Below are 24,706 nucleotides of genomic sequence, written 5' to 3'. Positions count from 1 at the left end.
AGTCTGCAATTACTACTAACTTATATAAAATATACCTAATTGGCATTAGTTAGGAGTGATAAGTACAGATGTTTTGTGCAAATAAAATGTTTGTACTTCTGACGATGCAAGGATCTTGCCTGACTTGTTGAAAAACTTAACTTCAATATTATGAGCTCCTCGGTTAAGGTTTTCTAATGTAAATGCACCATTACTATTTGAGCTAACAAATTGATTATTAAGAAATAATTTAAACATGCCTGTGATTTTAGGTGTGACTTGAGCTTTAACAGAAACTTCACCGGCATTGTTGCGAATGGTTTGTTCTGCTGAAGGCTTGAGTATATTAACTAGGTACTTGATTTTTTTTTCTGGCTTGTTGATTGGCTGAACTGTTTGTGCACTTTGGTTCGAGTTGCCTAATGTTGGGATCACTGCACTATTAACGGCAGATAGGTTGACTGACGTTGCACCGTTTGTGGGTACATCCGTATAAACCACTGTTCCATCTTCTTTTACCGTTTTGTAGATCACATTAGCTGACGCTGTGATACACAAGAGCAATATCCCTAAAACAAATAATAATTTCACAACCCACCTCTATCAATTACTGCATCTGTTTAATAGCCTTTACTAGTGTAGCTTTATCGAGAACAAAAAAAAGCCCGTAAATACGGGCTTTGTTATCAAATGATATAACTATCAAATATTCTTAGCATTAAACACTGTAATACATATCAAACTCAACTGGGTGAGTTGTCATGTTAAGTGTTTGAACTTCTTCACGTTTTAATTCGATATATGCATCAATCATATCGTCTGACATTACGCCGCCAGCCGTTAAGAATTCACGGTCATTATCCAAAGCATCCAAAGCTTGTTCGAATGAACTTGCAACTTGAGGAATTGCAGCTGCTTCTTCAGCTGGTAAGTCGTATAAATCCTTATCCATAGAATCGCCAGGGTGAATTTTGTTTTTGATACCGTCAAGGCCAGCCATTAACATAGCTGAGAACGCTAGGTAAGGGTTACAAGTCGGGTCAGGGAAACGAACTTCAATACGACGAGCTCTATCGCTTGTTACAAACGGAATACGGATAGAAGCAGAACGGTTACGAGCTGAGTAAGCCAGCATAACAGGCGCTTCGAAGCCAGGTACTAAACGCTTGTAAGAGTTAGTAGAAGCGTTAGTGAAAGCATTGATTGCTTTAGCATGCTTAATGATACCGCCAATGTAGAATAAAGCTTCTTCAGACATACCTGCGTACTTATCACCAGCAAAGATATTTTTACCATCTTTGGCAATAGATTGGTGAACATGCATACCAGAACCATTGTCGCCAACTAGAGGCTTAGGCATAAAGGTAGCAGTTTGACCATAAGCGTGAGCAACGTTATGAACTACATACTTATAGATTTGAACTTCATCAGCTTTTTTAACTAAAGTATTGAAAAGGCAAGCGATTTCATTTTGTCCAGCAGTAGCAACTTCATGGTGATGTGCTTCTACTGTTAAGCCCATTTCTTCCATAACCATACACATAGCTGCACGTGTATCATTTGAAGAATCGACTGGAGGAACTGGGAAGTATCCGCCTTTAACACCTGGACGATGACCCATGTTGCCTTCTTCAAACTCAGCGCCTGAATTCCACTTAGCTTCAGCAGCATCTATCTTGTAGAAAGAGCCAGCCATGTCAGTGTGGAAACGTACATCGTCAAACAAGAAAAACTCTGGCTCAGGACCAAAGTAAGCTGTATCACCAATACCCGTTGATTGCATGTAAGCTTCAGCGCGATGAGCAACTGAACGAGGGTCACGGTCGTAACCTAGCATTGTGCTTGGCTCTAAAATATCGCAACGAATGTTAATTTGCGTCTCTTCAGCAAAAGGGTCAAGAACAGCTGTTTCTGCATCAGGCATCAATACCATGTCAGACTCATTTATGCCTTTCCAACCCGCAATTGACGAGCCATCAAACATTTTACCTTCTTCAAAGAACTCATCGTTCACTTGGTGGGTAGGGATAGCAACATGTTGCTCTTTACCTTTGGTATCTGTGAAACGTAAATCAATAAATTTAGCTTCGCTTTCTTTTATTAGGTCAAAAACCTTTTGTGCTGACATGAATGTCCTCCAGATTAAAAATACAATATTTGCTTATTAAGACTAAAATCCAAACAAACAATTGTGTTGCTCTCTAAAACCATCATCATGCCATATACTGGACATTTTGGAATGCCTAATATTTAGGTTTTATTGTTAAATTTAATGCTTAGTAAGTTATAACTAGCGCCCCAACTAAGTGCCAAGACGCACCAAAACAAAGCATTGGGTATTTTACGACATCAAAATCAGCTAAATTTGTTAATGCTAAGTTACTTAAATGCACAATCTATTTTTATTTATCCCAATATGCATTTGATGTTCGCTTAATGTCGGATAAAACTGTACAATCCGCGCCCATTAAATTTCAGTTAATTTTAGCCGTGTATTGCACTTTAATGTTTAGTCATACGACGCATACTTGGCCCCAACAGAGAAAAGACAATGAGCGCATCAGATACCTCTATACAAAACTTGAGGAACATAGCCATTATTGCCCACGTCGACCACGGCAAAACCACACTAGTTGATAAGTTGTTACAACAATCAGGAACCCTAGAGAATCGTGGTGAAGCTGAAGAGCGAGTAATGGATTCGAACGATATTGAAAAAGAACGTGGTATTACCATTCTTGCTAAAAACACAGCAATTAAATGGAACGACTACCGTATCAACATCGTAGATACTCCTGGACACGCCGACTTCGGTGGTGAAGTAGAACGTGTAATGTCTATGGCTGATTCAGTTCTATTATTAGTTGATGCACAAGAAGGCCCTATGCCACAAACACGTTTTGTGACACAAAAGGCATTTGCTCAAGGTTTAAAACCAATTGTTGTTATTAACAAAATAGACAAGCCTGGCGCGCGCCCTGATTGGGTAATGGATCAAGTATTTGATTTGTTTGACAACTTAGGTGCTACAGACGACCAGCTAGATTTTGAAGTTGTTTATGCCTCTGCATTAAATGGTTGGGCAACAACAGACGTTGACACGCCAAGTGAAGATATGACTCCTTTGTTTGAGACAATTGTTAAGCACGTAAGTGCGCCAGACGCTGATGCAGATGGCACATTCCAAATGCAAATATCTCAACTTGATTACAACTCTTATGTAGGTGTTATCGGCATAGGCCGAATCACACGTGGTTCTGTTAAACCTAACCAACAAGTAACAGTTGTTGGTGCTGATGGTAAAACTCGTAACGGTAAAGTAGGTCAAGTACAAGGTTACTTAGGTCTAGAGCGTCACGAAGTTCCTGCAGCTAACGCTGGTGACATTATTGCTATCACAGGTTTAGGTGAACTTAAAATCTCTGACACTATATGTGATCCAAATGCGGTTGAAGCACTTCCTCCACTTTCTGTTGACGAACCAACAGTAACTATGACCTTCCAAGTAAACAACTCACCGTTTGCAGGTAAAGAAGGTAAATACGTTACTTCACGTAACATTCTTGAACGTCTTGAAAACGAACTAGTGCACAACGTTGCCCTTAAAGTTGAAGAAATGCCTGATCCAGATAAGTTCCGTGTATCTGGTCGTGGTGAGCTTCACTTAGGTATATTGATTGAAAACATGCGTCGTGAAGGTTACGAACTTGCAGTATCTCGTCCAGAAGTAATTCTTCGTGACGTTGACGGCGTAACCCATGAACCTTTCGAAACAGTGACGATTGATGTTGAAGAAGCTCATCAAGGTTCAATCATGGAGCAACTTGGTACACGTAAAGGTGAACTAACAGATATGTCTCCAGATGGAAAAGGCCGTATTCGTATGGACTTTATCATTCCAAGCCGTGGCTTGATTGGTTTCCAAACAGACTTTATGACCATGACCTCAGGTTCTGGTTTGATGTACCACACATTCGATCATTATGGCCCTCATAAAGGTGGCGAAATTGGTCAACGTAAAAATGGTGTTTTGATTGCAAACGCAACTGGTAAAGCGCTAACTAACGCCTTATTTAACCTACAAGAACGTGGACGTTTATTTATTGGTCACGGTGTAGAAGTTTACGAAGGTATGGTTATCGGTATTCATAGCCGTGAAAACGACTTAACAGTTAATGCCCTTAAAGGTAAGCAGTTAACTAACGTTCGTGCATCAGGAACAGACGAAGCACAAACGCTAGTACCACCTGTAAAAATGTCTTTGGAACAAGCTTTAGAATTTATTGATAACGATGAATTAGTAGAAGTAACGCCTGAAAACATCCGTATACGTAAGAAGTTACTTACTGAAAACTTACGTAAACAAGCTGGCCGTGCGCCTAAATCATAAGGTGACTTGCTAGCTAAGCTAGCGGCTAACTCAGCAGTACTTAAAAAACCGGCGAAAGCCGGTTTTTTATTGAGCCCCTTTACATGCTCAGTATTCCACTCTCGGCTAAATATAAATCACTAGAGATAGCCCGACCGCCAATTGATTTTTGCAATATTTGTAAAGTCCCAAGTTAAAATGAGAAGTTACTTAACCCAAGTTTTCTTGATACTCTTATCATACAAAACCATTTTATATGACTAACTTGATGACTAATGACAGATAAAATATTGCATGATTTTTTAATTATTTGGGCCACGATTGATCCAATCGGAACTATGGCACTTTTTACAGCTTTAACGGCTAGCCTAAGCCCTAAAGATCGTCGTAAAACAGCATTTAAAACAATTGCTTATGCAGCATTAATTTTAGTAGGTTCTATTCTAGTCGGGCAGCTATTACTTGGTGCAATGGGGATTAGTTTGCTTTCTTTTCAAGTCTCAGGAGGCGTGATTCTTTTCTTATTTGGTTTAATGATGATTTTTTCAAAAGACTCTCCAGAAGGAACAGCAGAGCCACGCCATGATATTTCAGTGTTCCCCCTTGCGATCCCAGCTACAGCTTCTCCCGGCGCGATTTTAGCGGTGATCTTGATAACCGACAATCATGTTTACTCCATCGAAGAGCAACTGATAACCACGCTAAATATGCTCGCTGTTTTATGTATTACATTAATTCTACTTCTGTTTTCTGGCGGGATTATCAGAGTAATAGGCATAGGTGGAGCGTCACTCTTAACACGCTTGATGGGAATGATACTAGCAGCCTTATCTGTAGAGTTTATTATGGAAGCCTTAGGTATCGAAAAATGGGTAAATGCCATACATTAAAGACATCTACAAAGACCAAATCTTTTGTATTACAGCAATCACTAGCACTCTTACTGAATAAAGGTCTTATATATTATTTTCATTTAAAACAGAAAGATATCAATTAGATAGTCAATGCATATACATTTGCTATCTAATTGATATCTGCTATATTAGTGCCAACCGTGAATATTAGTCTGGTCTTTCGTTATTTTTTGGATGCTGAATTGGAAAATACAAAATCGAAGAAAAAAAACAGCCAGCTTATCGTTCGTATAAACGATATGGAACGTACTGAATTTGTAGAGCTCTGTGAAGAGTTAGACACTAGCGCAGCTAGAGAAGTACGACGCTTTATTCGCTGTTTTATTGCAGAGAACAAAAAACAAATCTAACTTGTTCACTCTGCTGACGATATTGAATATTACTAATTTTGGAGATGGCCCATGGCTAAAGCAAAAAAACTTAAAAAACAAATTAAAGTTAGCAAAGCTAAAATCGCAAAACAAAAAAGCAAACTTGTAAAACTTAAAAAGCAGCTTAAAAAAGCTAAGTAAGCTTTAACGTAAACACATAATAAAAATGGGACCTAGGTCCCATTTTTCATTTTATGCCAATAGAGCCAGGCTTAAGCAGAAATTCTAAATACGACTCTGCCCACTAAACACTCCTTGTCAATCCAGCCCATACTCTGTGAATCAACACTTAAAAGATTATCACCAGACAACTTTAACCGCCCTAGCTCATCAATAGCTTGAACACGCTTCACTATCACTTGGTAATAAGGGTGTGCCACTACCACTAAACAGCCTTCAACTGGCCGGTAGCCAGGCCATCGACCACAAATAACATAGTCATTATTTTCCAAAGTAGGGCTCATACTCTGCCCTACCACTCTATGGATTTTTAAATAAAACACTAAGCTAGTTTTGGATAAACAACCGTTTCACTTGGTGGATAAGGACAAGTAGCAGTATATACAGCCACACCTTTAGTAGACCAAAATGCTTCAGCAAACTCATTCACTAAGCTTAATAACAAAATAGCCTTGTCACGACTAATATGCTGCTTACATGCCGATCCTGTTAACATGATGTTGTGAACTAACTGACTAATATCTGGAAAGGCTTCAAACTGTGGTTGCTTAAAGTAATCTCCCCAAATCACTACTATCTCGTCTTTTACTTTTTTAGCATGTATCTCTTTCTCTCGTACTAAACGAGATAACTGAGCTTTCTCTGCTAAGCTCAAGCTGTCTTTTTCACCTAACTCATTAATTAAGTCTATAAAACGAATCACACTTAAAGCAGCAACTTGTGCGGTGCATGGATCATAGATTTTACAAGGAATATCACAGTGGGCAGAAGCTTGTTCAAATCCAAAAATATCATCTAATTTGGCGGTAAGAGAGTGAATCATTATAGCTCCTTATTCTTGCTGTTAGCTTTTGTACTTTTTAATTGCTTTACAACTAAAAAACTTATCGCAGCGGCAACCGCAGCAAGTGAGCTATAAAACAAAATGTGTAGCGCATCACTGCTCCAGTGAGAGTGATCGTGCCCTTCATGGGCTAAGACTGTGGCACTGATACTAGATAATGCTACGGCTGTAATAATAGATTTAATTGTACGCATTGATTTTCCTATTAATTGAGGGTGTTTTTAAATTTTGTTGCAAACATACTGGGCATGTCTGGCGGTGTAGTAATCACTTGGCTTGGATGATTTTTATGATGATGAATCAAGGCAATGTAAGTTTGACTTACTCCCCATATTAAAGCACTAGCTCTATAGGAGTTTGGCCTAGCATCACTCAAGCACATAGCTATTTTTTGATGCACTTTAGTTAACATTTGTTCAGCTAATAAAGGTTTGTTTTCTTTTAAATAAAGATCCGCTAGGTTGTGATAACTAATAACCACTGAAGCAACAGCAGCTTTAGGATCAAACCAATCCTGTAACAAGATTTCGGCTTGTGTAACTGCATTATTGTAATGGGCTAATGCTGATAATATTTGACACTTGTTAAAGCATTCATTACCTGCACAAATTTGCATTTTCCAGTTAGACATTTTATTCGATTGCATTATCCCTCCCCTGCTCAAGTTCAAACCTAACTTTCTACATCTATACCTTCTGAACAAAAACCTATAAAAAATATTGGGCTAGAGCGACAAACTGATTACGAAAACGTAAATTTTCAATCTTGTCATGCTCACTTTGACAATGGCGCTCTAAACAGAGCTGTAACTTACTCATATTATCAACGCATCCTCTACGCCAATGCTGGGCTATGTATGTATCACAAATGGTTTCTAGTAACAGATACATCGCATTTTCAAGTACTTGACGCTTCGCCATATTATTAGGCTGTTGCTCGACAAGCCCTTGAGTCATTTCAATATAAGTTTTAAGTAAGGGTGGATTATCTGGCTGAATGCCATTTCTAATACATTTTTCCACTTCAAAGTAATCAGTAACCAACACTTTAATGCAAATAGTAATTATTCTTATTTTTAATAATGACTTAAAAACAGACTTTGTCAATGGAGAAATAAAAAATGAATAAAACTTACAAAATACTATTGATAATAATTATCATTTAGATTAATGTGTAGTTGCTCTCGAGTTAAGTTTATTGGTCTTTACTTAACTCTATCTCGAACGGGGAAGTGAATAGGCGCTTTCCCGTTTTCCTTTTCTGGGGTTAGCGTTTCATCAAAAGTGCCCAATTAATGCTGTAGTTACATTAGCACTTGGCACTGATATTGGCGGTGTTATCCCTTTATAGGTTGATATTTAACTGTTTAATACTATTTATGCTTTGGTTTACAGAGCGTAATTAGATATTAACTTAAAGGTTAATTACGCTGCTCATCAAGTAACAGTTTTAAGCCTAGTAAAATCAAAACACTCCCAGTGATACCTTCCATGTACCTTAAGGTTGTACCTTGACTAAAAAAGCGTTTGGCCGAGCCCACCGCCCCAGCTATACCAGACTGCCATATCATGGCGATGATAAAGTGTATTGCCGCCATTGCCATAGCTTGTAAAAAGGGAGAGTAATCAGGGTTAATAAACTGGGGTAGAAATGCCAAATAAAACACAACTGTTTTAGGGTTCAAGACATTAGATAAAAAACCTTCTGTCAAAGAGCGTTTAATATTCATAGTGCTACTTTTACTAGTATTAACTGTGATGCCTATGTGCCCTTTGTAGGCAGCCTTAATTCCTGTAAAGCCCAACCAAATAAGATACGCGGCCCCTAAGTACTTAATAAAGCTAAAAAGCGCTGCAGACTGTAATAATATTGCTGATATACCAATCGCCGAAAGAGTAGCATGTACAAAAAGCCCCATGCATATTCCAAAACTTGTCACCACTCCATCTGCAACCCCAGAACGACTAGCGTTTTTAATCACCAATACTGTATCTATGCCAGGTGTAATAGTTAACAAGGTAATAGCGATTAAAAAAGCTTCGAAATTAAGAAGGTGCATAGGTTTAAGCTCAACGTTAAATACAAGAGTGTGGGTAAATACATATCATATTGTTCAGTAGGAGCAACTTAAAAAATACAAAAAGTACCTTGGCATAAACAAAATAAATGTTACATCATCTTGCTAATTAACCCTCGAATATCCATCACTTACTTGCTATATTTCGCGACTTCATTATAAGGTTTTGTTTTACATGTATTTATTATCGTAAGTACATAACTAAATGGGAAGTTGGTGAGAGTCCAACACTGTACCCGCAACTGTAAGCGTACTTAATCCTACAAAGGGGTTAACCACGTAAGTCAGATACCAGCCTTATGCATAACTACTTTTTATGGCTTTTTATTTCAATGCCTATTTGATTTTCGTGCGGGAATACACGGATAACATACCTTTTAATAGCTTTTGCTATTTTTCGATATGCTCTCCTGCTCGCTATTTTTAACATTATTCATTTAGATTAATCATATATTTCACGGGCTAAAAACCTTATGTCTCAGCAAGCGTCACTCATCGCAAAACAAGTTAGCTATAAGGTTGGCACCAAGCCGATTTTATCTAATATAGACCTAACTGTTTATCAAGGTGAAGTTCTCGGAGTACTAGGACCAAATGGCGCCGGTAAAACAAGCTTGCTAAAAATAGTATCCGGTCAGGTGGCGTGTCAAGGTGACGTACATTGGCAGCAAAAAACGCTAAAAGAATATGGCGCTATGGAGCGAGCACGGCAAATTGCTGTTGTTAATCAAATCAATGAATATGTATTTTCACTAGACTTACAACAAATCGTGCGTATGGGCTTACTCCCCCACTCTTCGTTACTTAGTAAGGAAGGTCCCGAAGACGCTCAGAATATAATTCAAGCAATGAAAAAAGTAGGCCTAGCAGATAAGGCCAAACAAACCTTTAGTTCGCTATCAGGGGGGGAACAACAACGTGGCCTGATTGCCAGAGCTTTAGTCCAAAAAGCAAAATTGATAGTACTGGATGAGCCAGTTAACCACCTTGATGTTTTCTATCAACATCAAGTGCTACAGCTACTAACCTCTTTAGCAAAAGATCTCAACGTGACCGTGATAATGAGCTTACATGATGTCAATCTAGCAGCTCATTACTGTGACAAAATTGCCTTATTAGAACAAGGTAAGTTAATTGCCAAAGGTACGCCAGAAACCGTACTGACTCCCAAATTGCTGACCCAAGTATTTCAATTACCCTGTGAGATTTCTAAAGGATTAGGAGCAGAAAACTTCCATATTAATTTTTATCCACCAGCACAAACAGCTAATGCTCAAAGTGGTGATTTTTGATGAACAAAAAACTTTGGCTCCTAGGCTTATTTGCCCTTATCTCCCCCTTTGCAGCCTTATTCTTTGGAGCTGCCAATTTAAGTGCAATAGAGCTAATGTCCTGTTTAACAGTAGGCTGCAGTTCAGATGTAAACCAAATGATATTTTGGGAAATTAGAGCCCCTAGAGTCTTTGTAGGCTTTTTAGTAGGGTCTGGATTAGCAGTGGCAGGTGCCACTTTACAAAACGTAACACGCAACGGGTTAGCAGACCCATACTTATTCGGGGTGGTGTCAGGAGCTGGCTTAGGTGCAAGTGTAGCCACCCTATTGTTTGACAGTAACTTAGCTGAAAACCTAGGGTTGCAACAAGTATTGCCTGAGATCAGCTTTTCTTTAGCTTTACCATTTGCCGCTTTTTTAGGCGCACTGTTTTCTGTCATCTTAGTGCAAATACTGGTTGCTCGTACTTTTGGCAGTAAAACCGAACATATGTTGCTGGCGGGTATAGCCGTGTCATTTATGTTAAGTGCCCTAAGTCACTTTATCTTATTCATGGCCGAGCCATTTGCTGCCAATAAAGTTATTTTTTGGCTTATGGGTAGCCTTGCCAGAATCGAAATTTGGTATGCATGGGTAATATTACCCGTACTCCTAGTAAGTGTCGCTTTGTTATATCTGTATGGTCGTCATTTAGATGCTTTATTAATAGGCGATGACAATGCTAAAACCTTAGGTGTACACGTACCGCAATTACGCATTTTATCACTGGCTATATGCGCAGCACTTACCGCATGTATCGTGGCCTATTGCGGAGGTATTGGCTTTGTTGGCCTGATGATACCCCATATCATTCGAAACTGGCTTGGGGTTACAAGCCGTATATTAATAACTGGTTGCATACTATTAGGAGGTTCATTTCTAGTATGGGTAGATGTCATGGCCCGTGTAACCCTTGCCAATCAAGAAATTCCAATTGGTATTATTACATCGGCTATCGGCAGTGTTTTTTTCCTGATAGCAATGCGCCAAAGAACCCCTTAAGTATTACCTATTATTCCATGACTCATTAACCATAAGCCTATTGTATATGACACAAACCACAGCTGCTGTTTTTACTGACCAATACTGGAATATCCCCATAGTGGATAATTCGAACATGGTAAAAATACAACAAAATATAGACAATAAAACCAAACCTGTAGGAGCCTTAGGGCAACTTGAGTCTTTGGCCGCGCAACTGGCTCTAATTCAAAGCCAAGAGCATAACGACTACCAAAAAATATCGGTCACATCACCAAGTATTATGGTCTTTGCGGGGGATCACGGCATAGCCAAACATGGTGTCAGCATTGCCCCTAGCGAAGTCACCAGCCAAATGGTAAGTAATTTTTTAGCAGGTGGCGCGGCTATAAACTGCCTATGTAATAGCTTTAATATCCAGTTAAAGATTATTGATGCGGGAGTGTTATTACCGGTACAAACTAGTCACCCTAATTTTATTGAACAGCGACTTGGTGATACAACTGCAGATTTATCCGAACACCCAGCCATGTCTCTTACTCAAGTAGAACAAGGTCTACTTTTCGGAGAAACAGCTGCAAAAAAACAGCTTGCAACTGGCACGAATATCATTGGCTTTGGTGAGATGGGTATAGGTAATAGTAGCGCAGCCGCTGCCCTTCTCTGCTTATTAGCAGTAAAGCCCGCCACAGAAACAGTAGGAATGGGTACAGGAATAAATCCTGAGCAACTGAAAACTAAAGTCAATTTAATTGAAAAAGCCCTATTACGTATCCCAAGCCATAAAATCACGCCCCATGATGCACTAGCAGAAGTTGGTGGGTTTGAAATTGTTCAAATTGTCGGCGCTATGTTGGCAACGGCCGCCGCGGGTAAAGTGATACTGGTAGACGGCTTCATTATTTCTGTTGCTGCACTAGTGGCAGTAAAAATTTCCCCTAAATCAAGACAGTTTATGATTTTTGCCCATTGTTCAGCAGAAAAAGGCCACCAGCTAGCATTGAATGAACTAGCAGCCCAGCCGCTGATAAATCTGGGGCTACGACTCGGAGAAGGCACAGGGGCCGCACTCGCCATACCACTGTTACAAGCAGCAGCCAGTTTTTACAACGATATGGCTACCTTCGACAGTGCCCAAATAAAGGTTTAATTCGCTCATAATGATTAAATGGTTACAGTATCAACTTAATTTATTCTTATTAGCACTAAGCTTTTTTAGCCGCTTGCCTATGGCTAAAAGCATTCAATACAGTCCGAGTAAAATGCGCCGCTCTAGCCGCTATTTTCCTATGGTAGGTTGGCTCTTGGCCTTAATGTTAAGTATCACTTATTGGCTACTGGTTCCCTATTTAGGTTCAGCACCAAGTTTATGCTTCATTATGGTACTGAGCCTATTGAGCACCGGAGCTCTCCATGAAGATGGTCTAGCCGATACCTGCGATGGCATATGGGGAGGACACACAACTGAACGAAAACTTGCCATCATGAAAGATAGCCGCATAGGAACCTATGGCAGCTGCGGCCTGATTATGGCTTTACTGAGTAAATTCACCTTACTCAGTTCACTTGCAGGGCACAATATACTGGAAATAGGTTTACTCATTGCCTATCCGTTATCACGCGCGATGGCCATTACCCTTGTCCAAGATATGCAATATGTATCTAACCAAATACCCACAACGGGCAGTAAAAGTGAACCTCTAGCTAAACCTTTTTCCTTTAAAACCTTATGTTTTGTCTTAGCGTCAGGGGCATTAGCCTGCTTATTTTTACCATTAACCACTAGCTTTTACATAATGTGTGGCTGCCTAGTTTTACGGTATTGGCTCAAGTACTGGCTGAACAAACACATTCAAGGGTATACAGGCGACAGCCTGGGAACGGCTCAACAATTACAAGAGCTTCTAATTTACACCATCATTTTGGCAAACGCCCACTGATGCAAATACCTATTCATAAATCTAGCAAACAAGGATAAACATTGATCCATTTAATACTGGGGGGAGCTCGTAGTGGAAAGTCTCGATTTGCTTTAAATGAAGCACTCAAGCTGAGTAATGCGTCTAACTTAGCCGTGACCTATGTGGCCACAGCCACAGCATTTGATACTGAAATGCAAACACGAATAGCACACCACAAAGCAGAACGCCCAAAAAAATGGGGCTTAGCCGAAGTACCTTTAGATTTAGAGGGGTTTCTTGCAAAAACCACTGAAGCTCCACCACAAGTATTACTTATAGATTGCTTAACATTATGGCTAAACAATCAACTATTTTCTAACCCAGAGCAGGACTTTAACGCCTTATTTAGCAACCTAATCATTGCTCTAAAAGCCAACCCAAGTGACATATTTTTAGTAGCAAATGAAGTTGGCTTAGGGGTTATTCCTATGGGAGAAGTTAGCCGTCAGTTTGTTGATCAAGCAGGCTGGTTAAACCAAGAATTAGCAAAGAAAGCCGACAAGGTGACCTTTGTCGCAGCAGGACTACCCATGGTACTTAAAGGAGCAGCACAATGACAGAACAGGCTAAGTCTGAACAGCCAACCCAAATCAACCTTTTACGCCATGGTGAAATTGACGGACCAGCCGCCTTATACGGCCGTACTGATGTGTTATTGAGTGAAAATGGCCAAAGGCAAATGCGACAACAAACAAGAAAACTGCTGTACCTAGACAACATAATTAGCTCACCACTGAGACGTTGCAGTGACTTTGCCACAGAAATAGCTCGTATCCATGAATTGGATGTAAAAATTGAACCAGACTTTCAGGAATGTGATTTTGGTGAATGGGATGGTATTCAATTTGATGATCAATCGCAGCACTGGCCCTTGATGACATCGTTCTGGCAAAGCCCTGAACAACACCCACCTCCTAAAGGAGAATCATTAGAAGGCTTCCATTCTCGAGTAATCAAGGCTTGGTCATCACTGCTACAGAGCGGCCAAAATCAATGTAACTTAGTGGTGTGCCATGGCGGAGTGATACGGCAAATTTTAGGTCATGTATTACCCGCTGATTGGCAAGATGGTGCTTGGTACAGCCAATTGCAAATAGGTTATGGCAGTTTAACAAGAATCACCATACCCGCTTATGAAGGAGCCCTACCAAGAGTAGACTTTATAGGCTTACCCGCAGACGTAGGACATGAAAACTTTGCCTAGTTCTAATCTAAAGCAAAATAGCAAAGGCGCAGCTGCCACCTTAATGATCCAAGGCACCACAACAGATGCAGGTAAAAGCCTACTCGTAGCGGGATTTTGTCGTTGTTTAAAACGCTTAGGTTATAAAGTGGCACCTTTTAAACCTCAGAATATGGCACTCAATAGTGCAGTTACAGCTGATGGCGGCGAGATAGGACGAGCTCAAGCCCTGCAAGCTCAGGCTGCAGGAGTTCTGCCCAATGTTGATATGAATCCAGTTTTACTCAAACCCAGTAGTGATACAGGCGCACAGGTAATCATTCACGGTAAAGCCATTAGTAATATGCAAGCCAAGGCATATCACGATTACAAAAAAGTGGCGATGCAAGCCGTTTTAGAATCTCATGAACGCTTGTCAAATGATTACCAAGTTATCATGGTTGAGGGGGCTGGCAGCCCAGCAGAAATAAATCTACGTGAAGGTGACATAGCCAACATGGGCTTCGCAGAAGCGGTAGACTGCCCTGTGATAATTGTGGCTGATATTGACAAAGGCGGGGTATTTGCTCACCTAGTCGGTACATTAGAATTATTATCAAAAAGTGAACAAAACCGTGTTGTAGGTTTTGTTATCAATAAATTCAGAGGGGACATAGCCTTATTACAAACAGGCTTAGACTGGCTAGAAAAATACACCAATAAACCAGTGTTAGGTGTTTTACCCTATTTGATGGACTTACAACTAGCTGAAGAAGATGCCATTCAAGCAAATCAAAATGTCCACAACCATGATATTCGCCTACGTATAGCTGTGCCTGTATTTGCACGAATTAGTAATCACACTGACTTTGATATGCTAAGGCTCCATCCACAGGTAGAATTACTATTCGTCCCACAGGGACAAGCCATCCCTAGCTGTGATCTAATTATTTTACCTGGCAGTAAAAATGTCAGAGGTGACTTAGCTTTACTCAAACAGCAAAAGTGGGACTGCGACATAGCAAAACACCTGCGGTACTCAGGCAAACTACTGGGGATATGCGGCGGCTACCAAATGCTGGGCGAGACCATTGACGATCCAAATGGTATCGAAGGTAAAAAAGGCGCATCACAGGCTTTAGGGTATTTACCTATAAACACCAAACTACAACCAGAAAAACAACTCGTTCAGAGTACCGGGGAGTTGTTACTAAATGCCCAAGCAGAGAAAAGGCTGACCATTAGAGGTTACCAAATCCATGTGGGCGAAAGTACCAGAGCAGCCGATGCTGCAGGATTTTGTCGCTTAGATAACGGCCAACTTGAAGGTTGTGTTAGCGACGACAATCAAGTGGCAGGAAGCTATTTACATGGCATGTTCGATAGCCCTGAAGTTCTCCAGCAAATACTGGCATGGGCTGGTGCGACAACAGATAAATTAGAAAGTTATGACATTCAACAAGACAATGAATTAGATCGCTTAGCAGACGCCTGTGAAGCCCATTTAGATTGGTCTAAAATCACAACTATTATCACATCACAAATGAAGAAGAATCACTAACATGAGTCAAGAAGAAGATAAATCTCGCCACAAAAAACGTATGCAACAGCAAAAAGCCAAAGTCGATGAACGTATTGCCGCTGCACAGCAAGATAAAGGGTTACTACTGGTTTTAACCGGTAATGGTAAAGGTAAGTCAACCTCTGGATTTGGCACTATTACCCGGGCAGTAGGACATGGTTTACATGCTAAAGTAGTGCAGTACGTAAAAGGTGGCTGGGAGTGCGGAGAGCGCGATCTACTAGAAAAAAATGGCGTAGAATTTCATGTAATGGGCACAGGCTTCACCTGGGAAACCCAAGACAAAGAAACTGACATTAAAGCCGCGCAAGCAGCTTGGAGCTATAGTAAAACTCTACTTCAAGACCCAAGTGTAGATGTGATTTTATTAGATGAAATCACCTATATGATCACCTACAAATACATAGACTTAGATGAGGTAATAGCGGCATTAACTGCAAGGCCAAAAGACCAGCATGTGGTAATCACTGGTCGAGCTTGTCATAGGGCGATTATCGAAATAGCCGATACAGTAAGCGAAGTACGCCCAGTTAAACATGCCTTCGACAAGGGTATAAAAGCCCAAAAGGGGATCGACTGGTGAAGTTACCCCAAGCTTTATTAGTGGTTTTATTTGTCATTATCAGCTTACCTAGCTTAGCTGAAACAAATTCCCCTTTAACTGATGAGCAAAAACAGCAAAGACGGATCATTGCACTGGCCCCACATTTGGTTGAATCTCTGTATGCCATTGGTGCAGCAGAGCAAATTATAGGTACCACTGCCCATGCAGATTACCCAGAGGATGCTAACAATATTCTGCGGGTAGGAAATTACGCTCGTTTGCAAATAGAGAAAATACTACAGCTTAATCCCGATGTTATTATTGCTTGGAAAACCGGTAACCCCTCAGATGACTTGGCCCGTTTAGAAAAATATAATCTCAAGGTCGTGTACACTGCCCCCACTCAACTTGAAGATGTGGCAGCTGAAATTCTCATGCTAGGTGAATTAACCGGACGTAATGAGGCCGCAAAAGCACTAGCAGCCAAATATTTAACAAGATTAACGTCCCTCAAAAAAACCTATAGCCAACTGACTCCCGTCAAAATATTTTACGAAATGTGGTCGCGACCACTTCGTACAGTGGCAAATAACGCCTTGTTACAACAGCAAGTAGAATTATGTGGGGGCTTCAACCCATTTGCTGACGCATTAGACGACTACCCCATTGTTGGGTTAGAACAAGTGCTCACCACACTCCCTGAAGTGGTAATACAACCCAATCCACACAGCAGTGATAGTCCAGACGGCTTGGATTGGCAGCAGTGGCAACATATTCCGGCGGCCAAAAACAACTTTATTTTACATCCTGATCCTGACAAAACTCACAGACTTACCACCCGAATGCTGGATGAAGTTAAAATTTTGTGTGAACAAATAGACTCAGCCCGTCAGTTTTACCAAGACTAAGAAAATAGAAAAGCGTTATTGACGAATGAACTGACTGCAAAGAAACAATTAGATTTGAACTAAATGCTAACGCCTTTATGTCAATTTATTTTACAAGCCCTTAGAATAAAAACCCAAAAAATCCATAACCAATTGAAAGAAAACAAATAAAAAATCTTGGCTCGAAAATCGCTTTATAAAATTGCTTTATATGGAGTGTAATAATAATTTAGTACCAACTAATTTAAACATAGGAATTCAATATGAACGTAAGAATGTTAAAAATGGCAGTTGCAGGTATAGCGTTATCAATTAGTAGTTTTGCCAATGCAGTACTCGTTTTACAAGTTGACCTTAGTGTTGAAAACTCTATTACCATTAGTGCTACATCAGGTACCTCACTTGCAACTGTCAGTGGCAGTGACTTTACAGGATTTTTACTAACTGATTTTTTTGACTCGTCGTTTGAAGTATTAGGTGGTACATATTTAACATCCGGCAATCTTAGCAGTGCAAACAATACAAGTAATGGCATCCCCTTGATTTATAGCCACCTTGCTGATACCGGCTTAAATATTTGGACATTTACTGATGACCCTTCAATGACATTTACCGCAGGAGAACTCGCCTTTAGTGGGCAAGGAAACTGGGCTGTTACGTCAGCTATGTATGTTAGTGCCCTTAACGGTGCACAAAGCGGAAACGTTTACGCCCCAGCAGACAGCATTGACGATATAGGAGGTGCTGGATTGATTGGTACTTGGGCAGTAGTTGGAGCAGAGGAAGTACCCGCACCTTCTACCCCCGCTATTTTAGGCTTAGCTTTGATGGGCCTAGCATTGCGTAGACTTAAAAAATAAGAACCAGTTTAGTCATCTCATTGGCTTGGCTTGGCTTGGCTTGGCTAGTTTAAAAAAGCTTATTAAACACCTGTCATTCGACAGGTGTTTTTTTATATATCAATGGTGTAAACCCCGTTGACAATATCCTTAACTAAACGTATCTTGCACGCCACTATTCTAGGTGCCTATCGCTTATTTACTTATTGACAAATAAACTGGATAGGGTAAACGGGAAGTGTGGTGAAATTCCACTGCTGCCCCCGCAACGGTAATATGCAAATTCGCATTAAAGCCCGACACCGGCCTAAGTAAATAGCTATTTTTACGTATGGAGCGGCGGGCTTCATTAGAATGCACATATTCTTAGGTGACCTTGTTTGATTACCTAAACATGGCGTTTGTTATACATCACAAACCACGCAATTCTTTACCCACCCCTCTCAATCGTTTTTTAAAGATAAGATTGAGGATTTTATGAAACTTACATCACTCGCGTTATCGGTCAGCGCAGCCCTAATTGCCAGCCCATTATTTGCACAAGAAAATATACAGCAGAATAACGAAGAACAAGACATAGAAAAAATGGTTGTGGTGTCTAGTCGTATTGCTATGCCACTTAGAGAAATTGCCACGTCTGTATCTGTCGTCACCAAAGAAGACATTGAACTTAGAGGTTACAACAACCTTGCCGATGTATTAAAAGTCCAACCAGCAATTGGCGTTACTGACACAGGTGGGGCTGGTTCTACCACCTCGTTACGTATTCGTGGTGAAGAAGGTTATCGTACATTAGTACGTATTGATGGGGTGGATATTTCCGATCCTACCGGTACTCAAGTTGGCCCTAAGCTTACCCATTTACAAAGTAGTAATATCGAGCGAGTAGAAATTTTACGAGGCTCACAAGGGCTAGCCTATGGCGCTGACGCAGGTGGCGTAATCAATATCTTAAGTGGCGCAGGAAGCGAAGATTTGTCTGGCAATATTAATGCTGAGTTTGGCCGTTACGGCACTAGCAACCTAGCTGCTGATGTAGGTGGTAGTACCGACACTGTTGATTATTACCTGTCAGCTTCTAACTATCAAACCGATGGTTTTAACTCTCGTACCGATGATGCCACTCTTGATGAAGACGGCTACGACAATACCAGTATACATTCTCGTTTAGGTTGGCAAGTCAAAGACAATCTAAAACTAGGAGTGGTACTGCGTAACACCACAGGCGACGGAGAGTTTGATAATTGTTTTTCAGCCATTGGGACAAACGATTGTGAAACCGAGTTCACTCAAAGTAATTTAAGACTGACAGCTAATTACACTACAAACCTTAGCTCCCATGAATTTGCATATGCTAAAACCATAGTAGAGCGAGAAAACTTCACTGATGGCCTTTCAAGCTTCTTTACAAAAGGTAACGTAGAACGTTTGGAGTATATTGGAAATACCGACTTTAACGATGACAATGGACTTGTTTATGGTCTAGATTGGGAAAAAGAGGTCATTAGCTCATCTGATCTTAGCCGTATAAGCAAAGGCTACTATTTAGAGTATCAAGGCCAATGGATTAATAACTTATATGTCACAGCAGGCGTGCGTCATGATGACAATGAAGATTTTGGTGAACATACCAGTGTTAGGTTAAGTGGTGCTTATATCTGGGAGTTTGGTGAAGATGAGCTAAAACTACGAACTGCCTATGGAACAGGTTTCCGGGCACCAAGTTTATCGGAAATTGACTACAATAATGGCCCCTTTGCCTTCTCGCCGGCTACTGATAGCCCGCTAAAAGAAGAGACAACTAAGGGTTATGAAGTCGCACTTGAGTACAATCTACAAAATGGCTCTCACTATGAAGTGGTGTATTTCGACCAAACTATTACCGACAGCTTAGAGTTTGATTTAGCTGGTTTTTCTGGTTACATACAAGAAACAGGAAAAGTGTTTTCTAAAGGTGTAGAAATCATTGCAGATCTTCCTTTAACAGAATCTTTGCGCCTTACCAGTAACTATACCTATAACGATACTGAGGACACGACTGGCGAGCAACGTATCAGGCGTCCCAAGCACTTAGCTAACATTGGACTTAATTACCAAATCGAAAAATTGATTGTCTCTGCCAATGTACGCTTTGTGAAAGATTTCACAGACTCTGTATATGACAGTACGATATTTCAATCGGTACGCGTACCTATGGATGATTACCAAGTTGTCGATTTAAGTGCTCGTTACGGAATTAACTCAGATCTTACTGTGTTTGCACGTGTTGAAAACTTGCTTGACGAAGACTATCAAGACTTAGCGACCTACTACACCAAAGGCCAAGCCTTGAGTGTAGGCGTTCAATATCAGTTTTAAGTAAAATACATCACAGCTTATAGAAAATGGAGTTTCTGTAAGCTGTGATAAATTTTTTTAAAATACTTTAACCCCTTTTCTGTTGCTGCTTCGTTACTCCAATGAAACCAACGGAGAAACACTATGCAAACAATCGCTTCATTTCATCCTAGTCAATCTAAAGTTGAACTTCCTAAATTAACCGCTGCCATAGCCCTTGCTGCGGGCCTTACCTTTGGAACATTTGCAGTCATGCACCTACTTATTTCCAATGACGAGATCACCCGGCCACCAGAGACCAAAACAACCATAGTAAATTTAAACCACAACTTTGATGATGAGCCTATAACCACTAAACCAAGAGAGCTACCTAAACCCAAAGTCAAACCAAAACCCGAACCTATCCCTAAGGTAGTAGAAACAATAACGCAGCAAAACCTCAACCCTGGGCTGTATGTAAATACCTTTAAAGGGCCAACAATTAACACGGCTATAACTCCCAACTTAGGTATGGACAATGGCGCCGCCAGACCTATTGTTAGGGTTGAGCCTAAATACCCTGCAGCCGCTGCTAGAGACGGCAAAGAAGGCTGGGTAAGACTTAGCTTTTCGATAACAAGCCAAGGCACAGTGGACAACATAAGTGTGTTAGATTCAGAGCCAAGAAGAGTATTTGACCAAGCCGCAAGACGCGCATTAGCAAAATGGAAATATAAGCCAAACATGGTGCAAGGCAAGCCACAAGCGCAAGATGGCATGGAAGTAATGTTAGACTTTAAATTAGATAGTTAAATCATTACTTTTCTGTGTATGGCTGTTACATTTCAGGTAGCAGCTATTTTATTCATTGAGGAACGTCTATGAGTATTGCGTTAACCTTAAAATCTTATATATCAAGCCGGCACAGCAATGAGCAAGTAATGTTACGCTATGCAGAGTCTGGTAATAAGGCGCTGTTAACTAAGCTGTACACTGCCTGTGGTAATGATCTGTATCATTTTATCTTAACCTTATCCGACCCAATTACAGCCCAAGATATCAGCCAAAAAACATGGTTAAAGGTTATTGAGAAAAAACACCTTTTTAAGGACTCTGGGCAATTTAAAGCTTGGCTATTTACCTTAGCTCGAAACCAATTAATAGACGAGTTACGACAAGGTAAATCAAGTTCGGGGGATATTGAGTCTTTAATTGATAACAAACCAACACTTGATAACAAGCATGAACGAGCAGATATGGATACCCTGTTTAATAACGCCTTACTCTCCTTGCCCTTTGAACAAAGAGAAGCATTTTGTTTACAGCAAGAGGGCTTTAGCTTAACGGATATAGCTAGAATTACTCACTGTGGCACTGAAACTGTCAAAAGTAGACTCAGATACGCCAAGCAGAGTCTTAGTAAACAACTAGAAACATGCCTAGAGATACCCCATGACTGACCATAAAGAACCAACAGAAGACACCCTATCAAAACTGTATAGTAAGCGTAAGTCCCAACACCCTGCGCCTGCTTCAATTAAACACAAGCTATTAAACGCACAAGCGGCTGATAAAAGTAATACGGCCATTTTTAATCGAATTAGCTATGTGGCAGTGGCAGCAAGTACCTTATTGTTAATAGGTGTTATGTTGCTTCGCAATCAACAATTCAACACACCAGCAGTGGCTTACCAAACCATAGAAATTCACTCATTAGAAACAGAAGCCTCTAACCCATTGTCTTCTGAGAGTATAAAAAATCGCTATGCACAGCATTATGAAGACTACTTAATGCAGCAGAAAACCTATGCACAGCACCATCAAAAACATGCAAAATTGACAGTGGCCGGAAATACTTGGGAATTAACAACCTGTGATAATCAAGTCATGCAAGTATCTGAAGAGCTCATCACTGCTTTAACAGAGATTCACCAAATTGGTAGCCAAGTAAACTCAGGTGACATAGTAGAAATCGCCTTCGACCAAAACGGTATAATTTTAGGGATACAAAGCACAAGTGTGCCGCTAACTTGCTAGCTTTGAACAAGCTAGTGGCAAAGGGTTAAAGCTGACGACCACTTTACTATCTCGGGCCCAGTAAACGTTTAGCCCGTTCCTAATTATGCTTATGATTGGGCGCAGTTTGAGGCCCGTAAAAATTACTATCTAAATAAGCTCTTGTAGACTAATGCCCCTTACCCCAACATGAACTCTCTCCCATCTTGGCTATTGTTTCTCAAAAATATTAATTATTGATAGGATTCAATGAATTAAGCACCTTTGAAGTCAAATTTTGATTTATCGGAAAGGATAAAAAAGGCTACAATAACCTAGAATATTTCATCTACGCCCTGTACTGGAGATCTCATGGAAAAAAATATAGCAACGAAGACAGGTGTGAGCAGTCGCACCACTAGCCAAAAAGCTTTACGCTTAAATTTAGATGAAAAAAAGTACGGTACCATAGTTGAAATTGGTGCAGGACAAGAAGTTGCCAGACAGTTTTTCTTAGCAGGTGCAGCAGCAGGTACCATAGCGAAAACCATGTCAGCTTACGATATGAAATTTTCTGATGCCATTTACGGCGTACAAGAAAATAGAAGGTACGTAAGTAAAGCTCGTGTACAAGCCATGATGGAACAAGAGTTTGATCTAGTCATAGATCGTGTTGCGAATATCCGTTCTAGATCATCTAGATTCTTTGCTTACGCGGCAACAGTGGCAGCAAAAAGTTTTAACAGAAATAATGAATGCCATGCTTGGTGTGGTGTGAGAGTGCAAATGTATCCTGGTGCTAAGCCATCTAACATTATCGTTCACGTAAGAATGCTAGATGATAACGCAGAGGCACAACAACAAGCTTTAGGAGTAATTGGTGTTAACTTGATATACGCAGCCTATCACTACTTTGAAGAGCCGAAAAAAATTATCGATTCGTTAACGGACGGTATGAAGGCAGGTAGAGTTGAAATCGATGCCATCGATTTTGAAGGCCCTTATTTTGAAGACTCTGATAACCGCGCCCAAAATATACATTTGATTCGAAGCTGGAAAACCCGTGCGGTTATGTTTAGGCCTGACGGTAGCGTTACTGTACCTGCAGAAATGCTCTACAAAAAGAATGTTATGACCATTAGGGGCTCATTTAGGCCAGTAACTAAACTCAATGTTGATATGATTGAGCAGGGGCAGCGATCATTCGCAAACCTACCTGGAGTCAACCCAGAAAACACCATAGCTATTGCAGAAATATCTCTAAATGATGCCCATGGCCATGATGCTAAAGTTCCCGAAAAAGACATAGTTGAAAGAGTTCAGCTGCTTAACTCTTTGGGCTATAACGTGATGATCTCCGATTACACCCGTTATTTCTCACTAAGAGCCTACTTTAGACAATTTACCAAATTACAAATAGGTATTGTGGTAGGAATGGTAAACCTTAAACAAATTTTTAATGAAGATTTTTACCGTGGGGTTGAAGGTGGAATATTAGAAGGTTTCGGAAAGTTATTTCCAGATAACACTCGCTTATTTGTCTACCCAGAACTAGATGAAAATGGGGAACTGAGTGAGTTTACCGACGTAAAAGTAGCGGAGCATTTACGCTTTTTGTATCGCCATTTGCTAGAAAATGGCTTTTTACATGGTATTGAATGCAGTGACTCAGAACTCTTCAGCATTTACTCAAGAGAAATATTAAAACAAATATCTAGCGGCAAAGACGGTTGGCAACAGAGCTTGCCTGACGGCATAGCAGAAGAGATTATGGAAAATAAGCTTTTTGGTTATAGGGGTTAACAGTCATTACCAAATCAGTTAGTTAATAAAAAAGGAGCTTAGGCTCCTTTTTTGTTGGCTCGGTAATCATCGCTTATTATAGTTTGTAAGTGCCTGCTTACATGAGTTGAAGGCTAAATCCTCTAAATTGAGGGTTTTAGGATCAACCCAACAATAATTACTAACTTCACTTTGCTGCAAGATCAGTTTAGGAGCCGTATCTAAGCAGACTTCAAAGAAGCAATCTAAGGTGTTATAGACTACATCCTTATACAAATATTGATTAGGAAAAGAGTATAGATAAGACATCTGTGACTCTTTAACAACTATCTGAAGCTCTTCATACAGTTCTCGGCTGAGGGCTTGCTCATTAGACTCTCCATAATCCACAAACCCACCGGGAATATCTAGCTTGCCTTTGGCGGGATCTAATGCTCGCTCTAACAAAAGTATTTTATTATTAAACTTAATAAAAGCCCCAGACGCCGCCGCAACATTATGAAAATAAGTGAACTCACAATGATTACAGCGGTAAGACTTTTCGTCATTTTTAGTTAAGCTGGCTTTGCCACACTTAACACAATATAAAGTTTCAGTAGAATTACTCATAA

At 40.3% G+C, this 24,706-nt stretch carries 27 protein-coding genes and 2 riboswitches; of the genes, 18 read left to right on the top strand and 9 right to left on the bottom strand.

Features of this window, described 5'->3' with window-relative positions; genetic code table 11:
• Positions 1-45: 45 nt before the first annotated feature.
• Positions 46-570, bottom strand: a complete 525-nt coding sequence (locus ACMUMK_RS05145; protein WP_414700047.1) for a DUF4124 domain-containing protein — start codon at positions 568-570, stop codon at positions 46-48.
• A 127-nt stretch (positions 571-697) separates the two neighbouring features.
• Entirely contained in the window at positions 698-2,107 is a 1,410-nt protein-coding gene (gene glnA, locus ACMUMK_RS05140) for a glutamate--ammonia ligase (protein WP_414700046.1), read from the bottom strand.
• Positions 2,108-2,530: 423 nt separating this feature from the next.
• Here glnA and typA point away from each other — a divergent pair, with 423 nt between their 5' ends.
• The 3 genes from typA (at position 2,531) to ACMUMK_RS05125 (ending at position 5,612) form a co-directional block, all read left to right on the top strand.
• The gene (typA, locus tag ACMUMK_RS05135) at positions 2,531-4,369 is read left to right on the top strand and encodes a translational GTPase TypA (RefSeq protein ID WP_414700045.1); all 1,839 of its coding nucleotides are present in this window, start codon (positions 2,531-2,533) and stop codon (positions 4,367-4,369) included.
• 254 nt (positions 4,370-4,623) lie between these two features.
• Positions 4,624-5,238, top strand: coding sequence for a MarC family protein (locus ACMUMK_RS05130; RefSeq protein ID WP_414700044.1), 615 nt, complete (start codon positions 4,624-4,626; stop codon positions 5,236-5,238).
• Positions 5,239-5,444: 206 nt separating this feature from the next.
• The gene (locus ACMUMK_RS05125; protein ID WP_414700043.1) at positions 5,445-5,612 is read left to right on the top strand and encodes a hypothetical protein; all 168 of its coding nucleotides are present in this window, start codon (positions 5,445-5,447) and stop codon (positions 5,610-5,612) included.
• Between the two features lie 233 nt (positions 5,613-5,845).
• On the opposite strand, the gene ACMUMK_RS05120 is transcribed toward ACMUMK_RS05125, so the two are convergent.
• From ACMUMK_RS05120 to ACMUMK_RS05095, 6 genes are all read right to left on the bottom strand, one after another.
• Positions 5,846-6,112, bottom strand: a complete 267-nt coding sequence (locus ACMUMK_RS05120) for a hypothetical protein (protein ID WP_414700329.1) — start codon at positions 6,110-6,112, stop codon at positions 5,846-5,848.
• A gap of 23 nt (positions 6,113-6,135) precedes the next feature.
• Complete coding sequence (gene sodN, locus ACMUMK_RS05115; protein ID WP_414700042.1) at positions 6,136-6,636, bottom strand: superoxide dismutase, Ni; 501 nt, start codon at positions 6,634-6,636, stop codon at positions 6,136-6,138.
• Entirely contained in the window at positions 6,636-6,851 is a 216-nt protein-coding gene (locus ACMUMK_RS05110) for a hypothetical protein (RefSeq protein WP_414700041.1), read from the bottom strand. The genes sodN and ACMUMK_RS05110 overlap by 1 nt, the downstream gene beginning before the upstream one ends.
• A gap of 11 nt (positions 6,852-6,862) precedes the next feature.
• Entirely contained in the window at positions 6,863-7,303 is a 441-nt protein-coding gene (locus tag ACMUMK_RS05105) for a hypothetical protein (protein ID WP_414700040.1), read from the bottom strand.
• 61 nt (positions 7,304-7,364) lie between these two features.
• Positions 7,365-7,703: a hypothetical protein gene (locus ACMUMK_RS05100; protein WP_414700039.1), complete on the bottom strand. Its 339-nt coding sequence runs from the start codon at positions 7,701-7,703 to the stop codon at positions 7,365-7,367.
• Positions 7,704-8,077: 374 nt separating this feature from the next.
• Entirely contained in the window at positions 8,078-8,716 is a 639-nt protein-coding gene (locus ACMUMK_RS05095) for a LysE family translocator (protein ID WP_414700038.1), read from the bottom strand.
• A gap of 162 nt (positions 8,717-8,878) precedes the next feature.
• Positions 8,879-9,049, top strand: a riboswitch (cobalamin riboswitch).
• Positions 9,050-9,207: 158 nt separating this feature from the next.
• Here ACMUMK_RS05095 and ACMUMK_RS05090 point away from each other — a divergent pair.
• The 15 genes from ACMUMK_RS05090 to ACMUMK_RS05020 all read left to right on the top strand — a co-directional run bounded on the left by ACMUMK_RS05090 (position 9,208) and on the right by ACMUMK_RS05020 (position 24,116).
• Entirely contained in the window at positions 9,208-10,026 is an 819-nt protein-coding gene (locus ACMUMK_RS05090; RefSeq protein WP_414700037.1) for an ABC transporter ATP-binding protein, read from the top strand.
• Complete coding sequence (locus ACMUMK_RS05085) at positions 10,026-11,048, top strand: FecCD family ABC transporter permease (protein ID WP_414700036.1); 1,023 nt, start codon at positions 10,026-10,028, stop codon at positions 11,046-11,048. Before ACMUMK_RS05090 ends, ACMUMK_RS05085 begins: the two co-directional genes overlap by 1 nt.
• 46 nt (positions 11,049-11,094) lie before the next feature.
• The gene (gene cobT, locus ACMUMK_RS05080) at positions 11,095-12,177 is read left to right on the top strand and encodes a nicotinate-nucleotide--dimethylbenzimidazole phosphoribosyltransferase (protein WP_414700035.1); all 1,083 of its coding nucleotides are present in this window, start codon (positions 11,095-11,097) and stop codon (positions 12,175-12,177) included.
• A gap of 10 nt (positions 12,178-12,187) precedes the next feature.
• Positions 12,188-12,967 carry an adenosylcobinamide-GDP ribazoletransferase gene (locus ACMUMK_RS05075; protein WP_414700034.1) on the top strand — a complete coding sequence of 260 codons (780 nt, stop codon included), beginning with the start codon at positions 12,188-12,190 and terminating at the stop codon, positions 12,965-12,967.
• A 41-nt stretch (positions 12,968-13,008) separates the two neighbouring features.
• On the top strand, positions 13,009-13,545 hold the full coding sequence (gene cobU / locus ACMUMK_RS05070; RefSeq protein WP_414700033.1) for a bifunctional adenosylcobinamide kinase/adenosylcobinamide-phosphate guanylyltransferase: 537 nt from the start codon (positions 13,009-13,011) through the stop codon (positions 13,543-13,545).
• Complete coding sequence (locus ACMUMK_RS05065) at positions 13,542-14,192, top strand: histidine phosphatase family protein (RefSeq protein WP_414700032.1); 651 nt, start codon at positions 13,542-13,544, stop codon at positions 14,190-14,192. The genes cobU and ACMUMK_RS05065 overlap by 4 nt, the downstream gene beginning before the upstream one ends.
• A complete protein-coding gene (locus tag ACMUMK_RS05060) occupies positions 14,176-15,711 on the top strand; it encodes a cobyric acid synthase (protein WP_414700031.1) in 1,536 nt (511 codons plus the stop codon). Before ACMUMK_RS05065 ends, ACMUMK_RS05060 begins: the two co-directional genes overlap by 17 nt.
• 1 nt (position 15,712) lies before the next feature.
• Positions 15,713-16,315: a cob(I)yrinic acid a,c-diamide adenosyltransferase gene (gene cobO, locus ACMUMK_RS05055; protein ID WP_414700030.1), complete on the top strand. Its 603-nt coding sequence runs from the start codon at positions 15,713-15,715 to the stop codon at positions 16,313-16,315.
• Positions 16,312-17,184: a cobalamin-binding protein gene (locus ACMUMK_RS05050; protein WP_414700029.1), complete on the top strand. Its 873-nt coding sequence runs from the start codon at positions 16,312-16,314 to the stop codon at positions 17,182-17,184. Before cobO ends, ACMUMK_RS05050 begins: the two co-directional genes overlap by 4 nt.
• 242 nt (positions 17,185-17,426) lie before the next feature.
• Positions 17,427-18,023 carry a PEP-CTERM sorting domain-containing protein gene (locus tag ACMUMK_RS05045; RefSeq protein WP_414700028.1) on the top strand — a complete coding sequence of 199 codons (597 nt, stop codon included), beginning with the start codon at positions 17,427-17,429 and terminating at the stop codon, positions 18,021-18,023.
• A gap of 144 nt (positions 18,024-18,167) precedes the next feature.
• Positions 18,168-18,328, top strand: a riboswitch (cobalamin riboswitch).
• Positions 18,329-18,479: 151 nt separating this feature from the next.
• Positions 18,480-20,360: a TonB-dependent receptor plug domain-containing protein gene (locus ACMUMK_RS05040; RefSeq protein ID WP_414700027.1), complete on the top strand. Its 1,881-nt coding sequence runs from the start codon at positions 18,480-18,482 to the stop codon at positions 20,358-20,360.
• 123 nt (positions 20,361-20,483) lie between these two features.
• Complete coding sequence (locus ACMUMK_RS05035; RefSeq protein WP_414700026.1) at positions 20,484-21,131, top strand: energy transducer TonB; 648 nt, start codon at positions 20,484-20,486, stop codon at positions 21,129-21,131.
• Between the two features lie 68 nt (positions 21,132-21,199).
• The gene (locus ACMUMK_RS05030; RefSeq protein WP_414700025.1) at positions 21,200-21,778 is read left to right on the top strand and encodes a sigma-70 family RNA polymerase sigma factor; all 579 of its coding nucleotides are present in this window, start codon (positions 21,200-21,202) and stop codon (positions 21,776-21,778) included.
• Positions 21,771-22,355: a hypothetical protein gene (locus ACMUMK_RS05025; protein WP_414700024.1), complete on the top strand. Its 585-nt coding sequence runs from the start codon at positions 21,771-21,773 to the stop codon at positions 22,353-22,355. Before ACMUMK_RS05030 ends, ACMUMK_RS05025 begins: the two co-directional genes overlap by 8 nt.
• 330 nt (positions 22,356-22,685) lie before the next feature.
• On the top strand, positions 22,686-24,116 hold the full coding sequence (locus tag ACMUMK_RS05020; protein ID WP_414700023.1) for a TonB-dependent receptor: 1,431 nt from the start codon (positions 22,686-22,688) through the stop codon (positions 24,114-24,116).
• Positions 24,117-24,182: 66 nt separating this feature from the next.
• Here ACMUMK_RS05020 and ACMUMK_RS05015 read toward each other — a convergent pair whose 3' ends face one another.
• On the bottom strand, positions 24,183-24,704 hold the full coding sequence (locus ACMUMK_RS05015) for an NUDIX hydrolase (RefSeq protein WP_414700022.1): 522 nt from the start codon (positions 24,702-24,704) through the stop codon (positions 24,183-24,185).
• Positions 24,705-24,706 lie beyond the last annotated feature (2 nt).

The sequence above is a fragment of the Paraglaciecola sp. 2405UD69-4 genome, from assembly GCF_047525415.1.
In the GTDB taxonomy this organism is placed as follows: Bacteria; Pseudomonadota; Gammaproteobacteria; order Enterobacterales; family Alteromonadaceae; genus Paraglaciecola.
Note: the sequence above shows the minus strand (reverse complement) of the source record. Positions and strands in the feature narration are given on the sequence as shown.

Coding starts and splice junctions, on each gene's coding strand:
- glnA (WP_414700046.1), bottom strand. CDS start 2,107: ATGTCAGCACAAAAGGTTTTTGACCTAATAAAAGAAAGCGAAGCTAAA.
- typA (WP_414700045.1), top strand. CDS start 2,531: ATGAGCGCATCAGATACCTCTATACAAAACTTGAGGAACATAGCCATT.
- ACMUMK_RS05130 (WP_414700044.1), top strand. CDS start 4,624: ATGACAGATAAAATATTGCATGATTTTTTAATTATTTGGGCCACGATT.
- sodN (WP_414700042.1), bottom strand. CDS start 6,636: ATGATTCACTCTCTTACCGCCAAATTAGATGATATTTTTGGATTTGAA.
- ACMUMK_RS05110 (WP_414700041.1), bottom strand. CDS start 6,851: ATGCGTACAATTAAATCTATTATTACAGCCGTAGCATTATCTAGTATC.
- ACMUMK_RS05105 (WP_414700040.1), bottom strand. CDS start 7,303: ATGCAATCGAATAAAATGTCTAACTGGAAAATGCAAATTTGTGCAGGT.
- ACMUMK_RS05095 (WP_414700038.1), bottom strand. CDS start 8,716: ATGCACCTTCTTAATTTCGAAGCTTTTTTAATCGCTATTACCTTGTTA.
- ACMUMK_RS05090 (WP_414700037.1), top strand. CDS start 9,208: ATGTCTCAGCAAGCGTCACTCATCGCAAAACAAGTTAGCTATAAGGTT.
- ACMUMK_RS05085 (WP_414700036.1), top strand. CDS start 10,026: ATGAACAAAAAACTTTGGCTCCTAGGCTTATTTGCCCTTATCTCCCCC.
- cobT (WP_414700035.1), top strand. CDS start 11,095: ATGACACAAACCACAGCTGCTGTTTTTACTGACCAATACTGGAATATC.
- ACMUMK_RS05075 (WP_414700034.1), top strand. CDS start 12,188: ATGATTAAATGGTTACAGTATCAACTTAATTTATTCTTATTAGCACTA.
- ACMUMK_RS05065 (WP_414700032.1), top strand. CDS start 13,542: ATGACAGAACAGGCTAAGTCTGAACAGCCAACCCAAATCAACCTTTTA.
- ACMUMK_RS05060 (WP_414700031.1), top strand. CDS start 14,176: ATGAAAACTTTGCCTAGTTCTAATCTAAAGCAAAATAGCAAAGGCGCA.
- cobO (WP_414700030.1), top strand. CDS start 15,713: ATGAGTCAAGAAGAAGATAAATCTCGCCACAAAAAACGTATGCAACAG.
- ACMUMK_RS05045 (WP_414700028.1), top strand. CDS start 17,427: ATGAACGTAAGAATGTTAAAAATGGCAGTTGCAGGTATAGCGTTATCA.
- ACMUMK_RS05040 (WP_414700027.1), top strand. CDS start 18,480: ATGAAACTTACATCACTCGCGTTATCGGTCAGCGCAGCCCTAATTGCC.
- ACMUMK_RS05035 (WP_414700026.1), top strand. CDS start 20,484: ATGCAAACAATCGCTTCATTTCATCCTAGTCAATCTAAAGTTGAACTT.
- ACMUMK_RS05030 (WP_414700025.1), top strand. CDS start 21,200: ATGAGTATTGCGTTAACCTTAAAATCTTATATATCAAGCCGGCACAGC.
- ACMUMK_RS05025 (WP_414700024.1), top strand. CDS start 21,771: ATGACTGACCATAAAGAACCAACAGAAGACACCCTATCAAAACTGTAT.
- ACMUMK_RS05020 (WP_414700023.1), top strand. CDS start 22,686: ATGGAAAAAAATATAGCAACGAAGACAGGTGTGAGCAGTCGCACCACT.
- ACMUMK_RS05015 (WP_414700022.1), bottom strand. CDS start 24,704: ATGAGTAATTCTACTGAAACTTTATATTGTGTTAAGTGTGGCAAAGCC.